The organism is Leptospira neocaledonica, from assembly GCF_002812205.1.
GTDB lineage: Bacteria > Spirochaetota > Leptospiria > Leptospirales > Leptospiraceae > Leptospira_B > Leptospira_B neocaledonica.
Genome location: NZ_NPEA01000005.1, coordinates 25,561 through 41,741 on the forward strand (window position 1 = coordinate 25,561; position 16,181 = coordinate 41,741).

The window sequence follows — 16,181 nt, forward strand, 5'->3', positions numbered from 1 at the left end:
AGAAGGTTCTAAGTTTCCGGAATAAATCCTCTTCTCATCGTATTTTCAGTGATGCTAATCGGCTCTAAAAATTGTTTTAGATAATCCGGGCCGCCAGCTTTTGCTCCGACTCCTGAGAGTTTATACCCTCCGAAAGGTTGTCTATCCACTACGGCTCCAGTGATTCCTCTGTTAATGTATAGATTCCCGACTTCGAATTTTTCTTTTGCATATTGTATGTTCTTAGGATTTCTGGAGAAAATTCCGCCGGTGAGAGCATAGTCCACGTTATTCGCTATTTTAATGGCCTCTTCAAAATTTTTGGCTTTGAATAAGGTAACATAAGGACCAAAAAATTCCGTTTGTCCTAGAGGAGAGGTCGAATCCTCACTTTCGAAAATAATAGGCTCTACGAAATGACCCGTATACTTTTGGCCTTCTTCTATTTTGAGTTTACTTATAATTTTAGAAGAGAACTGAGAAGCTATATTATCCAATCTCGTTTTGGACTCGGAATCTATTACTGGTCCAACTTTTACGGAAGGGTCTTCAGGGAGTCCTGGTTTTAAGGACTGTAATGAGTCTATAAATCTGCTTTTAAACGTATCGTACTTTGATTCCAAAAGTATAATTCGTGAAAGTGCACTACATTTTTGTCCTTGGAATCCGAATGCAGATTGTATGGATGCGATCACCGCCTCGTCCAAGTCTGCATCCTCATCCACGATCATCGCATTTTTACCTCCCATTTCGGCGACTACCTTTTTTACAAATTTCAAATCCTGGGAGGCAGCTTCTCGGATCATTCCTAAACCTACAGCTCTAGAACCGGTAAAATTGATCGTATGTATTTCAGAATGTTTAACTAAGTAGGCTCCGATTTCTTCTCCTTTTCCGGGTAAAAAGTGAAGAACAGAAGAAGGAATACCTGCCTCTATTAATATATTAAAAAGTTTGAATGCAATCGTGGAAGATTGTTCTGCAGGTTTCATGATCACCGGATTTCCGGCAACCAATGGAGCCACTGTCATTCCGCATAGGATCGCCAACGGGAAATTCCAGGGTGCGACTACTAAGGTGACACCTCTTGGTATGTATGTGTAAACATTTTCCTCACCTAAAAGATCTCTTTTTCTGGGTTGGAAAATATCCTCCGCTTCTTTTGCATAAAATTCGCAGAAATCGATTGCTTCTGCAATTTCGGCATCTATATCTTTGATCCCTTTTCCCACTTCTAAAGAAATTAATGCAGTGAGTTCCGCTTTTTGTGATCTTAGAATGTCGGCCGCTTTTTTCAAGAAACCGATTCGTATTTCGGGCTTTGTGTTTTTCCACGTTTCAAAAGATTTGATGGAAGTTTTGGCAGCTTCTTCCGCATCTGCAATAGAAGCGTAATGTATATCCGCAATCTTTTCATTGATGTTCGCCGGGTTTAAAGCTGGAACTATTAAAGAGGTCTTTTTTGATTTTCCGGAGATGATTGGAAATACTTGTATCGGAAATTCTTTTCGGATAGAGATGAATCCTTTATTTAAGATGAATCTTTCTTCTTCTTTAGAAAAATCTCTTAGGGTTTCATTTTGAAAATTGGAATTATGGTGAAAGTTCATTTTTATTTCGTATTCTCCAAATACAATAATCGTTCCCTATCTTTGCTGTTTGCATTGATGTTTTTCAGAAAGCCCTCGTTAGTAGAATTTTCCAATAATCTTCTTACCAAATAAGCCATACCGGGGATTACTTCTCCAATGGGAGAGTATTCCCTTACTGAAATTCCTAAACTGCGTATTGCCTGCTTGTAGGAATTCCCCATTCCGTATAACATCTGCACTTCGAAAAATTTTTCCGGGACGGAATATTCTGCCGCTCTAACGAATGCAGAGGAAAGGCTTCTTATATTATGAGAACCGAATGCAGGTCGAATATGAGGATAGGACCTTAATAAGAGTGCCGAGCATTCTTCGTAATTTTTGTCCGTATCTGATTTTTTGAGAAAGACCGGAGGTTCCCAACCTTTTTGAGCGGATTGGGTCATCTCATATTCCCAGTAGGCGCCTTTTACTAAGCGTACAGTTAGAGGGTATTTTCGTTTTTTAGAATATTCTATGACTTTGGATAGATCTGCTTGAGAGGCTTTCAGATAAGCTTGGATAACGATCCCAAAATGAGGATAGTTTTCGAATTCAGGCTCTCGAAAGATCCGAAAGGCAGTGTCCATTATGATATCCTTGGTCTCATACTGTTCCATATCCAAATTGATGAAAATATTTTTGGAAACTGCGGAACTAAGGATCGGCCTTAACTTATCCATTAAATGAGTTACAGAAGATTCATGTGCAAGCGGATCTAATTGTGAATAAAGGGAGGAACATTTTACGGAAACGTTTCCAGTCGGCTCGTTCGGGAATTGGGAGCTTCGTATTTCGGAAAGTTCTTTGTCCTTAGAAACTTCTTCTAATAAAAGTAAATACTCCGAGATATATCGTTCTGCTTCTTTTTCTGAAAGTACAGCTTCTCCCAATATATCTATTGTGGAGCAGATGCCATTTTTGTATCTATCTATGATCTTTTTGCGGTCGGAACCGTATGTCCTTCCTAAGATAAAAAATTTTGCAGTGAGCTTGATTCCGATCTTAGCGCCTAATGCAACGAATACTGAGCTAAGTCTATTGGACAGAAGTAAGGAAAGAAATAATAAAATCCATTTTGGGATTTCAGTAGGAGTTTCAATAAAATAGATCCGGATATAACGAGAGATAGATGAAAGTGAACTAAGGCTTGGAAAAAGATCTGCGAATCTAAACGCTTGCAGTTTTAAAAGAGGGCGATTTTCCAAAAATAAAAGGCTTTTGGAAAATAGTCTGTATGTACTAAAAAATCCGTCCTCAAAGGAATCACTTAAACGAAATAATTCCTTTCCTTTTTCCAGAATCCTATTCTGAAGATCCAAGGGAGAGAGAATTGTTTTGGGTCCGCTTTCTTCTGTCGCCTTCATTCCGTTTTGTTCTTACCCTAAAAGTCGGCATTGAACCTTCTTCTTTGGATTTTTGCCATGCGAACCTTTTTAAAAAGCTTTTGCATCCATTATTCCCAAATCAAATATTACGAGTTGGAAAAAAGGATGGCCTTTTGAGACGAAAATCAGTCAAAGTTCGGTAGGCCCACCCGATGAATAATCTATCACATTTTACCACAAACTTTTATAAAGAGCTTCCGGAGATTTCCCAATTTTCAGAAGTTACGGACAGTAAACATTATAGGAAAGTTCCGGATGATTGGATCGTAATCGTCACCGATATCGTAAAATCCACGGAAGCTATTTTAGAAGGTAGATATAAAGATGTAAATATGGCCGGGGGACTGACCTTGATGGGGATCACGAATCTTCTCAAGGACATGGAGTTCCCATTCTTCTTTGGAGGAGATGGTGTGACCATCTTGCTTCCGGGTTCCCGCACAAATGAGATCCGTGATATTCTTGCGGATACAAGAGAATTTATAAGAGATTATTTTAAAATGGACCTTCGTGTCGGATTCGTGCCCGTTTCCGATATTTATGAAGCAGGTTATAGTTTGACTATGGCCAAACTTAGGATTTCTAAACATTATACTCAGGCGGTTTTGGGCGGGACCGGTGTGGCTTATGCGGAGATTAAGATTAAGGAACCGCATTCCAAGTATTTAACAGATAATTCTTATATTCCGAACATTCGTGCAGATTTTTCAGGTTTTACCTGCAGATGGAAAGATATCCAAAGTCCGAAAGGAGAGATGGTCGCGCTCATCGTTAAGATCAATTCGGATTCAGATTCGGAAGCTGCAAGAACCCTTTCCGGTCTATTATCTTTGATCGACTCTTTATACGGCTCTGAAAGAGAATATCATCCTTTGAGAGAAGAAAATCTGATTATAGAACATTCTTCTTCCGTTTTGAATAAGGAAGCGATCGCTTCTTCCAAAGGAAATAGTATATTAAAAAAACTATATCTTTGGAAAATTAAATTCGAAACTTACGGGGCAGAGCTTGCGATCCGCTGGAATCTTCCTTTAAGAGCATTTCATTATAAACTGAATAAATTGAAGAACTACCAGATTATCTCTTCCGATTTTAGAAAATTCGACGGAACTTTCAAAATGGTATTTGCAACGGACACTGCGGATAGAAAAAAATTAGAGTCGAGTTTATCAGAAGCGGAGAAGTCCGGTAAATTACATTTCGGAATTCATATCTCAGATAGAGCCTTGATGACTTGTTTATTACATGCGGGAACGGAAAGAGAAGTTCATTTTATAGACGGGGCAGGCGGAGGTTATGCGTTGGCCGCCACAGTACTAAAGAAAAAATTGCAGACAGTCGGAGTATAATTTAAGGACAGCTATAACCGGAAGATTGGGTTGCAGTATTGGAAGAAGTTTTTATTAATCCGACCATACTGACTAATGTAGATGAAAGATTCAAAGAATACGTTCCGAATGCATCGGCGCTATTGTCCCAATCTCTACCTATTGTTATAGAATAAGGGCCTGCGCTTGGAATGGAAACCGCAACAGTATCTCCTATATTGTAGGCGTTACATTCTCTATCCGTTGTGAGTCCATTTATTAGATTGGTCCCATTTAAGGTGGATCCGGAATATACCGCAAGGCGTAAAGCGGAGTCACCCGTAACAGAGCTTACTGAGATAGTCACCGTATCCGCCTGGTTGAAATTCAAACTGTATACATTTTGGCAGTCGACTGAAAGTGCACAGTGCCAAGAGCCAGATTCGGTTTCGTCGGACTTTGGAGTAGAAAGATCAATATATGTAGAAAAGCTAAGATCTAGGGCCGCACCCGAAATTGTCTTAGATGCGTCCAATGAGATCGGGGTTGCCTTATCACAGGAAGTGATTATGAAAAATATGACAAAAGAAATATAAATCCGAGAGACCATCGCTTTTCTCCGTAACCTACATTAACAAGTAAGTTAGAAATAAATTTCTATTAAATCAAAAAAATCGAACTCGGTAAATAGTTTTTCTTATCAGGAATGATTCTAAATCATCCGGCTGCGGTTGCTAAACCAAACCGGATGCTAATGAGTTTATTCTCTTTCTAACCAATAGTAGAATGCAGGTAGTAGGACAAGGGTAAGAATTGTGGAAGAAAAAATTCCGCCGATCACTACTGTCGCGAGAGGTTTTTGGACTTCCGCTCCTAGGCCTGTCCCAAATGCCATGGGAATAAATCCAAAAGAAGCGACTAATGCAGTCATGACAACAGGACGTATACGACTGACTGCACCTTCTAATACTGCTTCTCTAACGCTGAGTTTACTTTCTGCTCGAATCCTATCAATTGTGAATAATTTTACGAGTCCATTCAAAACTGCAATTCCGGAAAGTGCGATACATCCTACGAATGCGGATACACTGAGATCCATTCCCCTTAAGAATAGGAACCAGATCCCTCCCGTTAAAGCGAACGGAACACAGAAGAATACCAGCAGAGCTTGTTTGATTGATCTAAGTCCTAAATAGAGAACGGTAAAGATCATGAATAATGTTGCCGGCACTATTACGGAAAGTTTTTCTTTTGCTTGGGAAAGATTTTCTATCTGGCCTCCCCAGAAAATGGAATATCCATTAGGGATTTGTAATTTAGAAACCTGGGAGATTGCCTCTTTATAGAACCCTTCTAAGTCCCTTCCTCTTAGGTTTACCGAAACCGCTACGAATCGTCTGGATTTGTTTCTGGAGATGGTCATGACCTTCTCTCTTTTTTGGATGGATGCTAAAAGACGGATTGGCACAGTACCTCCGTCTTCCGTTCCTACGTTTATATCTCCTATTTCAGATTCTCTATTTCGAAATTCTTCGGAGAGTCGGATCTTGATAGGGAATCTGACTTCTTCTTCATAAAACCCTCCTAATTCAAATCCGCTCATTGAACTTTCAAGAACAGAATTAAATAAAGGCAGGGAGATATTATAATACTTAAGTTTTGTACTATCTGGGATCACATCGATTACATTCGATTTTCTTAATGCCATGATCGGATCTAATTCTACTTCTGCTGCACCTGGGATCTTTTCTAATGTGTTTTTTAATTCTTCCTGAAGTTGGAGTAATATATTCAGATCTTTTCCTAAGATCCTTACGCTTATATCGGCTCTACTCCCTTCCAATAATTCGTTAAATCTGGCTTCTAAAGGTTGGCTTAAGGTTAGTTCTGATTCCGGGAATTTTTCTTTTACGGATGTTTCTATCTTATCCAAAAATTTTTCCCAGGTTTTCTTTTCCAAAAGATCCGGAAGGATATCCTTTTTTAGAATGATGAATGTATCCGCATTGAATGGTCCCATTGGATCGTTTGCAACCGAACTTGTTCCGATCCTCGAAAATACACTTTCTACTTCCGGCATTTGTCCTAAGAAGATTTCCAATTCTTTCTGTTCCTTCAAACTTTCTTCCAAGCCTGTGTTCCCATTTCGGACAATGACCAACATTAGATCTCCCTCGGTTAACTTGGGAAGAAATACTGTCCCCATTCTAAAGTAGATGAGTAAAGTTACGGAAAAGAATATTAAAGAATATAGGATGATCTTACGAGGTTGATCTAAGATCTTAGGTAATTTTTCAGCATACCAATTTACGATCTTACTATCTTTTTTCTTGTTATGTGTTCCTAAGGTTTTGGGAGATAGGAAAAAGTATAAAAGGGGAGGGAGAAGGAAAACTGCTAAGAATAAACTAAACCCTAACGCGAGGAGCACAGTCTCTGCCATAGGTCGGAACATCCGTCCCGGGATTCCATCTAACGTTAGAATCGGAACATATACTAGCATGATTACTAAGATCCCGAAGGAAACCGGCTTAAGTACTTCCAAAGAAGAATCCAAGATGACTTTTCGTTTTTCCTCGTTGTTCTTAAATTTTCCAGTCTCGAATTTAGAGAGAACGTTTTCCGTAATTACTATGGAAGCATCTACTAATAATCCGAAGTCGATCGCACCCAAACTCATTAAGTTGGCAGAAATCCCGAAAAATCTCATACAAACTGAGGCAAGTAACATGGACCCGGGAATGATCAATGCTACGATCAGAGAGGCTCTAAGATTGAATAATATTAGAAAAAGTGTAAGTATGACTAATATTGCGCCTTCCCCTAGGTTTTTTAGGACCGTTTTGATAGTGGACTGTATTAAGAAAGATCTTTCTAATAAGATTCTAACTCTTACATTATCCGGCAGACTCAGATTCGAAACCGCTTTATGGAGATCTTCGTTTACTTTATAACTGTTTTCTCCCTTTAACATTAATGCAGTGCCAAGTACGATCTCTTTTCCGTTAGAGCTAGCACCGCCTAGTCTTGGAGTTCCATGTTCGTTTACATCTGCTATATCCGAAACTTTTACCGATGCCCCTGTGAGAGTTCTTCGAACGGAAATAGCGGAGATCTCGTTTAGATTTCTTTTAAGCCCATAAGCTCGTACGATTGAAATTTTTCCGGAGTTCTCTATAAATCCTCCACCGAAACTTTCTCCAATGGTGGAGATATCTCGAATGATCTGATCTATAGATAGTCCCCAGCGTTTCATTCGATTTGGATCCACGTCTATATGGATTTCTTTCTCATAACCTCCATTGGAATCCACTTCCACGATCCCGGGGACCATTGCTTTAATCTGAGGCCGAACTACGTAATCTTGAACTGTTCTTAAAAACAGAAGTTTCTTTTCTTCTGGAAGTTTGTCCAATTCGGAATCCGGAACGGCTTCTACGGAATAGAAAAAAATTTCTCCAAGACCTGTGGTATTCGGAACGATTGTAGGAGCTGCACCTGGAGGAAGTTTTTCCTTAGCACTGGAAATCCTCTCTGCTACCATAGCTCTCGCCTGATAGATGTCCGTGGTTTCCTTAAATATCAGAGATATATTAGATAAACCGAATTTAGAAACGGAGCGAACGTCTATAAGATTCGGTAATCCTAAAAGTTCTGTTTCTAAAGGAAAAGTTATCACCTTCTCCACTTGTTCCGGATCGAGTGAACCGGTATCCGTCGTGACGATTACCTGCACATTTGTGATATCCGGAACAGCATCTATCGGTACTTCGTTTAAAGTGTAAAATGAGAATATTAATAAAAACGAAACCAATCCTACGGATAAGAATGGGTTATTTAGGCTGGTATTCAAAAGTCTGGCTAGCATTGCCCATTACTCCTAAAATGTCTTTTTCGTTAGTGATATAAAGTAGATTCAGAAGACTTTCCAAATGTGAAATTTGGGCGTCTAAGACCGCGTGATGTGTTTCATGAAGCTGGTTTTCCAATTCCAGATAACTGATAAGTTGTATTCTTCCTCGCTTGAACTCCATATCTGCAAAGTTCAGATCCCTATCGATCCGATCCAATTGAGTTAAATCGTAAAGTTTAAGATTGACCTTGGATTGTTCGTATTCCAAAAAAGATTGGTTAAAAGAAGTTTGTATTAAATTTTCTTGATACACTAACCTGTCTTGCTTGGATCTCATATTGGTTTCAGCAGAGGCGACTTTATTTTGGAATTGGTCCCAAACCGGGATCCTGAATTTTAATCCAAAATCGTAAAATCTGTTGGCAACCCCCGACTTATCCTCTCCGATTTGGCTAGTGATGGAATAATCGGGATATTTTTCTAAGTTTGCTAATCTAAGTTCCGTTCTGGCCTTGTCCAATTCTCCTTTGGCCGCGAGTATTGAGGGGTTTTGTGATACTGCTTTTTTTTCAAGATCCTTACGATCGAATTTCACCCCGGATCGGAAATAGGGGATTTTTAGATTCGGGATGAATTCTTGTCGGAGATACAAGTTTAAAGATTCGTAATCTTTTGCGGCTCCCAGCTCTAAATCATTAAAATGTTTTCTCAGAGCTAAAATTTTGGTTTCTATGATGAATAAATCCGTTTTCGCCTGAGGAGTAAAGAATGGCCTGGCCTTTATATAACTTTCTATCAAGGAAAGTCTTTTAAGTCTTTCTTTTACGTGATTCTTTTTGTCCGCCGCAACTAAGTAACGATACGCAAATTTGATCGAACTGAGCCGAATGGAATTATAAGCTTCAATTTGTTGGACTTCCTTGATCTTGGAATCATTATCCACTAAAAGTTGTTTGAGTTCCTTTCTTCCCGGAAAATAGACTGGCTGCTCTATCTGAACTGCATATTCAGCTCCCGATTCATCGGCTGCCTTTCTTTGACCGTAATCAATGTAAACGGAAGGGTTTTGAGTCCTACCTTCCTGCCTTCTTTTATAAAAAAGGCTTTCCAAGTCGGAATGGATTGCGGTGAGCAAAGGCGAATTTTTCTCCGCAATTGCCATGATTGAATTTAAGTCTAATTCCTTTCCGGTATCATTCTCCGATGCCTGGGCAGGAAGAAATAATATCCAATAAAAAGATAAAAATACGAATATATATGAAAAACGCACAATAACCTCACATTATAAAAACAGAAAATTATAATGTGAGATCTAAATTAGAATTCTGATAAAAGAAAGATGAGTAAGTGTTTCCGAGCCGGAAAGTTTTTGGAATTCGATTTGGAAAGGGGAGAAGGAGTTGATCCGAACTAGGTCCTCTATACCTATTCTGAAATGTTCGAAAACTTGTACAGGAACGGAAAGAGTGGAGCGGGAATCATCTATTTCCTTTTTGATAGAAACAAGATCCCAATCGCATACGGGCCCACTATCTCGGTTTTGATCCTGATGGCAGGGAGAAGATTCGGAGCTTCCCGCTTCAATTTCGCAAAAAGGTCCGCAATTAAATGCAGGCACGAGAATAGAAAGTAATGCGCAGGCCACCAGAACTTTCAAGGATCTCGATTTCATTCTTCCAGAGTAACAGTTGGCCTGGGAATGTAAATTGAAAAATATAAGAGCAGACTCCGGCCTGCCCCTTTGATTTTTCTCAAGGAACGGCGGTTTTAGCGAGAACGAACCTTCTTCTTCTTAGCTGCCACTTTACGTTTAGTTGTTGTTTTCTTAACAAGTCGTCTAACCGATTTTTTGCGGGCCGCCTTTTTCTTAGCAACTGCCTTCTTGGAAGAAGATGTTTTAGATTTTGTGACCTTCTTCCTTGCGATAGTTTTCTTTTTGGGGATGGTCTTTTTCTTTAAAGAAGAAGCCTTATTTGCTTCTGCCAAAGATTTTCTAAACCAGAATACAAGGTCTTCGTCGTCTTCTAAAACTTCTTCCGGAACTTCCCAATAGGAAACTCGGACTATTTTTCCGTCTTTGCCGGCGTAAGTGAAAGGGCCCATTCCCGAGGATTCATACTCCGCCTGGTTGGATTGTCCCACTCGAAAATACAATCGGTCCTTGATGATCATTGCAAAAATTTGAGATCCGGAATAAACCCCGAAACCTCCGAACATATTTTTGTAAGATAGGGGGCCGCAGACTTTTAATCTATCTTGGACATGTGTAAGAAAAGAACTCATAGGCAGGGGATTGTCTCTCAATACAATAAATTGACAAGAACAAATCCTATTATAGAAGGTTTAGGATAGAAAATCAGATAATATTTATAATACTGCTTTTAGCCTATCTAATACTTGCTCGTTCTTTTCTAATTTTCCGAAAGAAAGGACTTGGGTAGGGCAATTTACCACGCAAGCTGAACATCTGACACATTGGACGCTGTCCATGGGTCTGCCCTTGTTGGCATAGTTCATCACATCGATTCCTTGGTGGCAAACAGAAGTGCAAATATTACAAGAGATACATCTTTTTTTCTCCGAGAAGATTCGGAACTTGCTGAACTTAGCGTAGATATGCATAAGTGCAGAGAGTGGGCAGAACATTCTGCACCAGATCCTACCGGAGAACATGAAATAAGCCCCGACACCTACAACTCCGCCAAGACCCAAGTCTACAATCAAATCATAATATAGTTTAACTGAATCTGCGCCGAATTCTAAGGGCCAGAAGAATTGTCCGGAACTTCCGATGAGTTTTGCGATTGTAAGAATTGCAGCTATGAGCAAAATCCATTGACCTGAATGCTCCAGCTTATAAGCCAATTTTCCATGAGGCATTCTGTTTCTGTATTCATCGCCCAAGGTTTCCGCCAAACCTCCGCAAGAACAGATCCATCCGCAATAAGCTCCTTTTCCGAATTTATAAACTAGATACGGAATAAGGCCGAAGCTCATTAGAAATCCGTAAATGAGCCAGAATGTGGTAATCCCTCCGTCGTAGAGAACTCCCATATTTAACGGCCATGCCAGAATAAATCCGTATGCTTTCCAATAGGCTCCGTCTGGAAAAACCTGTGTGAGTAAAAACCCATTAGAAGGCCCTAATAATCCTTGGTCTCCCAAGAAAGGAAGAATGATTTCCGGCAATAGAAAGAGTGGGAATATCTGAATTAAGATCAGTGTGATTGTTTGTAATTTTATATATTGTGTCGGCCTGATCTGTATTCTTCTGATCCCGAAAAATAAAATGGTCGTAGAATATAGAACAGTATAATGGAAGCTGGGATATTTTCCGAATAGATAAAATCCCAGATACTTGGCACTTAGATACACAGCTGAAAAGTAAAGTGCCGCCGAAAGTAAATAAAGATTTTTGAATGTTCTCCACCTCCAAGCGGAAAATATTTCTTTGGAGAATAAAAATCTGATAGAAGAAAGTGCAAATATGATCCCCGAGCCTAAGGCTACCCATGAATACCAATAGGAGGCATAAAAAGACGCTTTTCCGAAATATAAAAATAATGCGAAGGAGAATAGTGAAACAAAACCGAGGAGTTCTTTGGAATTGAACGAGTTTCTGATCTTGATTCCTAATTTTTTCAAAAAAGAGATCGGAGCTTCTGAGCCAATCAACACCAAAGATGAATCTATTTTTTCAGTTCTTGATTTAGATCCTTGTTTCAGGCGAACTTGTTTGGATTCGAATTTTTCTAGAGTAGAATTCGGTAAAAATTGGATCTTATTTTCTTGGACTGCTTTTTGAAATTTGACTTTATTCTCTTCTTTCGGCCTGGAAATTTCGGATTCTCTATATGATAGAGTAACGGAAGAAGAAATATCCACTAATGATAGTGCCGCTTCGACCGCGCTATCTCCACCGCCCACCACCAATATGTTTTGTCCTTGGAATTCTTGTGGATCAATTAATCTATGGAATACGTTTTCTTGCTCTTCCCCTGTAATTCCTAAACGTCTACTATCTCCGGATTTTCCGATAGCAAGTAGAACATAAGATGAATTGAATTTTTTGCCGGACTCTGTATGGACCTCGAATCCAAGATCGGATCCTTTTGAAGGAAGAATAGATTCTACCTTTTCCCCGTTTAAGATAGGAAGTTTATTTTTTTTTAATACTTTTTCCAAGGATCCCAGAAGATCTTCCTTGGTTGTATCTTTGATCTGGATAGGAGAATCAACTTCCAGTTCCGAAGGTTCTGCAAAGATAGGTTTTCCTTTTGGATAACTTGTGATTGTATGAAAGGGTTGGTTTGCTTCTAAGATAAGAAAGTCCAGGTCATTCTTCTTGGCTTCGATCCCTGCTGCGATTCCCGAAGGCCCGGCACCTATGATTAAAACGTCTAGATTGTTTTTTAATTTCTTTTTAGGTTTATGAAGAATATTACGGATCGCAGAAACACCGCTCTGCACCGAATATTTTAAAAGAGGAATTCCTGTTAGATCTCCCGAAATATAGATGCCGGGTATCGAACTTTCGAATTCAGAATTTGTTTCCGGATATTTTTCGGCCTCACCTTGAGGAGCGTTATTGTTCAACCAATCGAAATATTTAGGGACAATGGATAATAGGCCTTTCATAACTCTTACAGATGTTTAGAAATCGGCTTGCCTCTTCCGATCTAAAAAGAAAACTCCTTTCGGGTGGATTTTTTGCAAAAATTCGATACAAAAAACCGGCTTTTCTTTTTTATCACTGCAGCTTTCGGCTTTATCGGGTTTTGTATCTCTTTAGGTAGAGTTGCAGTCGATCCAAAGCTTGCTGATTTCTTTTATAACTCTGATTCTCTTTTCTTTTCTATAATTTACCAGGAACTTTTTCTAAAACCCGGAGCAAACTTATTAAATTCTCTGAATGGTTTCGGTTGGACTCCTGCCTTATATTTTTTCCCCGATTTGGTGCAGTATTTTGCACTTAGAACCATTTTTTTAGCAACGGAGAACGGTGGCTGGGAACTGACCCATTTATCTTATTCCGCAGTCCAATGGATCTTTCTTTTGTTCGGGATCTTATTCCTTTTACGGAAGTTAGAGAAAGAAAAAATTTCTTATGAAAAATCGAGCTTGGTCTTAACTTTCGGCTTTTTGATCGGAATTATATTAATTTTATTTAAACAAGACCTATTCGTATTTTTGCCAGGATTCCATGGTGGGAATCTTGCAATTCTATGTTGGGCTTGGGGATTTTTTTACCAATGGGAAGGCTCGAATTCTAAAAAGAATTTTATTCTGGTTTTGGGAACAGTATTCCTATTTTCTTTAAGCGATCTACTTTTTATTCCTTATTTTTTATTTCCAGCCTTGGGTTTGCATTTTTACGATTGGTTGATTCGAGAAAGATCCATCCATAAGATCAGGAAGATCGTATATATCTATTTCCCTGTATTTTTAGGGATTGTATTTTCGAGGGTCGTTTTTCAAGTTTTACGCAAGAGCAGTTTTGTATTTTTTCCCGGGACCGCAGCGCCTAAAAAGATAGGAGAAACAATCTCTACATGGAAATGGGAAAGTTTCTTTTATTCTTTTGCTTATTTGTGCAAAGAGAATTGGATTTATATTCTTCTGATCATTTCGCTCTTTTGTATCGTTCAATTTTTATCTAAAAAAGGAGATGGAGTAAATTTAAATAAGCAAGTCTATCTATTCCTAATTCTCGGGATTTTGGTTCCTTTCATTTTTCTAATATATGGATTTGTTTTTGGGTTAACGGGAAAGGTAGGTATTCAGGGAATTGATCGATATTTCGGAGAAATTCTTTTGGGATTTTTAGGAATTGGAGCAGTTTGTATTTTAAGAATTTCAGATATTCCGATTGTGAAATTCGGGCTTGGGATTGTATTTTTTCTCGGGATACTTTTCGGGATCTATTCTTCTTATTCTAAGGGTTTAGGGCTGACCTATTATCCGGAAAAGGTTGCCTGCTTGGATGAGCTTGCGGAGAAGAACCACTGGAAAAGAGGGGTTGCCAGTTTTTGGTATGTGAGACCTATGAGAGTTTTTTCTAAAAAAGGTTTGGAGCCCGATGATTATCTTTACGATCTGATGTTATTCTATTGGCAGAATAATTTAAATTGGTTCGAAAGAGAAAATCCACCTTATACTTTTGCAATTATAGACGGTGTCGATGAAAAGATTGTAAGAAAAAAAATGGGAGAACCACTTTCGATTTCTTATTGCGATAAGATACCTATCTATACATTTGCAAGTCCGGAAAAGAGTCTGGAATTCGTGAAAGAAAATCGAGGCAAGATCGATTTGTGGAAATTCTCCACTTCCAGATATTAAAATTTTTGGATATCGTCTATCCTTGTCCAGTTGTAGAGATCAAAACGGCAAAAGGATATTTGCCGATGATCTCGTGAATTATATCAAGATTTTCTAATTTAAAATGTTCCGGCGTATACATTATTTACCGGGATCTATCCTAAGGATCTGTCCTGCTCCAAAGTCCGCAATATAAACGGAACCTCTTGCGTCTTTTCCGAAGCTGGAAATTAGAACTGGCCATTTTCCGAGAGAGTAGGCTTCTTTTACTGAGCTTCCGTCTTTAGGAAGGTCGATCGCCCAAATCCTTCCGGATACAAAGTCTCCGAAAACATATTTGCCTTGCAGGTCTGAAATGCGGTCGTTGGTAACCACATAACCTCCAGTGATGGAACTTCCGTCTTCTCTTCCATATTCGTAGACCGGATCGGTTAACCCTTTTTTATCGCAGTCCGCTTTAGGCTCGAAACAATGAGTAGCTTCCATCTTGTTCCAGCCGTAATTTTTTCCTGCTTCTACTATATCAACTTCTTCGAATAGATCTTGCCCCACGTCAGCAATGATCAGTCTACCGGAAGGATCGAATGAATATCTCCATGGGTTTCTAAAACCGTAAGCAAATGTTTCAGGCTTGAAGGAAGGATCCTTTAAGAAAGGATTATCCTTCGGAACGGAATATTCTTTGCCCGGATCTTTCGAATTTACATCTATCCTAAGAACGGAGCCTAAAAATGTAGAAGGATTTTGCCCGTTACCTTTAGGATCTCCCATCCATCCACCGTCTCCCCACGCGATATATAATTTACCGTCTTTTCCGAACGCTAATTGTCCTGCGTTATGATTTCCATAAGGTTGTTTGACTTCCATCAAGATTCTTTCTTTGGAAAGTTTTGCTTTTTTAGGGTCCTTAGGAAGATCTATGGCCCATTCAGAAACTCTGCTGGTCTCTCCATTTTTTTTCGCAACATAGTTCAGATAAAGAAGCGGTTTTTCAGGAAACTCGGGATGGAGCACCACGCCCAGGAGTCCTTGTTCTGAATCTGTGGAAATTCCATCAAGTTTTAATAATATACCTGAACTTCCGTCTTTCGGATCCAGCCATTTTAAGGCTCCGGTTTTTTCTGCCACCAAGAAGATATCGGGGCCTGGGATCATAAGTAAGTCCACAGGCTGTTCAAAACCTTTTCCGATCGTGGTAAGACTGATCTTGATCTTCTTTCTTTTTTCGTCGTTTTGATTGAAGACTGCGGCCAAGCCTGATTCTTTTCCTTCCGCTTTATATTTTGCCATATCATCCACATTAGCCACCAACAGACGTCGTATATCGTCGCAGGAGATAGAACAGAATATTAGGGAAATTGTTAGAATTAGAAAGGATCTATAGGAGAAGAGTTTCATGATCCGAATTCTCGTCTCGAATCAGTTTAGATCCAGCTTTTTTCAGGAGGTAAAAGTAAGAAGATTGGAGCGTATCGGGATCGAACCGATGACCTTCTGAATGCAAATCAGATGCTCTCCCAGCTGAGCTAACGCCCCTTTTATCAGGGATGAGTGGAATGAAACCGGTTTGGAAGTTTGCCGGAAGTCCGACAATCCACTCTTTCTAAACCGTTTTTACCTGGGCCTGATAAGACTTGAACTTATGACCCCGCGCTTATCAAGCGCGTGCTCTAACCAACTGAGCTACAGGCCCGGTAAGAGACAT

The 16,181-nt window shown here is 39.4% G+C and carries 12 protein-coding genes and 2 tRNA genes; 2 read left to right on the forward strand and 12 right to left on the reverse strand.

Annotated features, from left to right (window positions below):
• Positions 1-8 precede the first annotated feature (8 nt).
• Both CH365_RS09310 and CH365_RS09315 read right to left on the reverse strand, forming a co-directional pair.
• Entirely contained in the window at positions 9-1,589 is a 1,581-nt protein-coding gene (locus CH365_RS09310; protein WP_100768320.1) for an aldehyde dehydrogenase family protein, read from the reverse strand.
• A 2-nt stretch (positions 1,590-1,591) separates the two neighbouring features.
• The gene (locus tag CH365_RS09315) at positions 1,592-2,974 is read right to left on the reverse strand and encodes a proline dehydrogenase family protein (protein ID WP_100768321.1); all 1,383 of its coding nucleotides are present in this window, start codon (positions 2,972-2,974) and stop codon (positions 1,592-1,594) included.
• 173 nt (positions 2,975-3,147) lie between these two features.
• On the opposite strand from CH365_RS09315, the gene CH365_RS09320 reads away from it, so the two are divergent.
• Positions 3,148-4,344 (forward strand): DUF3095 domain-containing protein, encoded by a 1,197-nt coding sequence (locus tag CH365_RS09320; RefSeq protein WP_100768322.1) that lies wholly within the window; start codon positions 3,148-3,150, stop codon positions 4,342-4,344.
• A 1-nt stretch (position 4,345) separates the two neighbouring features.
• Here the strand turns inward: CH365_RS09320 and CH365_RS09325 are convergent, their stop codons facing one another.
• The 6 genes from CH365_RS09325 to CH365_RS09350 all read right to left on the reverse strand — a co-directional run bounded on the left by CH365_RS09325 (position 4,346) and on the right by CH365_RS09350 (position 12,793).
• Positions 4,346-4,912, reverse strand: coding sequence for a hypothetical protein (locus tag CH365_RS09325; RefSeq protein ID WP_244283096.1), 567 nt, complete (start codon positions 4,910-4,912; stop codon positions 4,346-4,348).
• A gap of 150 nt (positions 4,913-5,062) precedes the next feature.
• A complete protein-coding gene (locus tag CH365_RS09330; protein WP_100768323.1) occupies positions 5,063-8,170 on the reverse strand; it encodes an efflux RND transporter permease subunit in 3,108 nt (1,035 codons plus the stop codon).
• Positions 8,136-9,425 (reverse strand): TolC family protein, encoded by a 1,290-nt coding sequence (locus tag CH365_RS09335; protein WP_100768324.1) that lies wholly within the window; start codon positions 9,423-9,425, stop codon positions 8,136-8,138. Before CH365_RS09335 ends, CH365_RS09330 begins: the two co-directional genes overlap by 35 nt.
• A 42-nt stretch (positions 9,426-9,467) precedes the next feature.
• Positions 9,468-9,827 carry a hypothetical protein gene (locus CH365_RS09340; protein ID WP_208861192.1) on the reverse strand — a complete coding sequence of 120 codons (360 nt, stop codon included), beginning with the start codon at positions 9,825-9,827 and terminating at the stop codon, positions 9,468-9,470.
• A 95-nt stretch (positions 9,828-9,922) separates the two neighbouring features.
• Positions 9,923-10,438, reverse strand: a complete 516-nt coding sequence (locus CH365_RS09345; protein WP_100768325.1) for a TfoX/Sxy family protein — start codon at positions 10,436-10,438, stop codon at positions 9,923-9,925.
• An 84-nt stretch (positions 10,439-10,522) separates the two neighbouring features.
• On the reverse strand, positions 10,523-12,793 hold the full coding sequence (locus CH365_RS09350; RefSeq protein WP_100768326.1) for an NAD(P)-binding domain-containing protein: 2,271 nt from the start codon (positions 12,791-12,793) through the stop codon (positions 10,523-10,525).
• Positions 12,794-12,856: 63 nt separating this feature from the next.
• Between CH365_RS09350 and CH365_RS09355 the strand changes: the two genes are divergently transcribed.
• Positions 12,857-14,497: a hypothetical protein gene (locus tag CH365_RS09355; RefSeq protein WP_100768327.1), complete on the forward strand. Its 1,641-nt coding sequence runs from the start codon at positions 12,857-12,859 to the stop codon at positions 14,495-14,497.
• Positions 14,498-14,513: 16 nt separating this feature from the next.
• Here the strand turns inward: CH365_RS09355 and CH365_RS09360 are convergent, their stop codons facing one another.
• The 4 genes from CH365_RS09360 to CH365_RS09375 all read right to left on the reverse strand — a co-directional run bounded on the left by CH365_RS09360 (position 14,514) and on the right by CH365_RS09375 (position 16,169).
• Complete coding sequence (locus CH365_RS09360; protein WP_244283097.1) at positions 14,514-14,618, reverse strand: FMN-binding negative transcriptional regulator; 105 nt, start codon at positions 14,616-14,618, stop codon at positions 14,514-14,516.
• Complete coding sequence (locus CH365_RS09365) at positions 14,618-15,874, reverse strand: PQQ-dependent sugar dehydrogenase (RefSeq protein WP_100768328.1); 1,257 nt, start codon at positions 15,872-15,874, stop codon at positions 14,618-14,620. Before CH365_RS09365 ends, CH365_RS09360 begins: the two co-directional genes overlap by 1 nt.
• 65 nt (positions 15,875-15,939) lie before the next feature.
• Positions 15,940-16,012: transfer RNA gene (locus CH365_RS09370), tRNA-Ala, on the reverse strand.
• Between the two features lie 83 nt (positions 16,013-16,095).
• Positions 16,096-16,169: transfer RNA gene (locus tag CH365_RS09375), tRNA-Ile, on the reverse strand.
• Between the last annotated feature and the right edge of the window lie 12 nt (positions 16,170-16,181).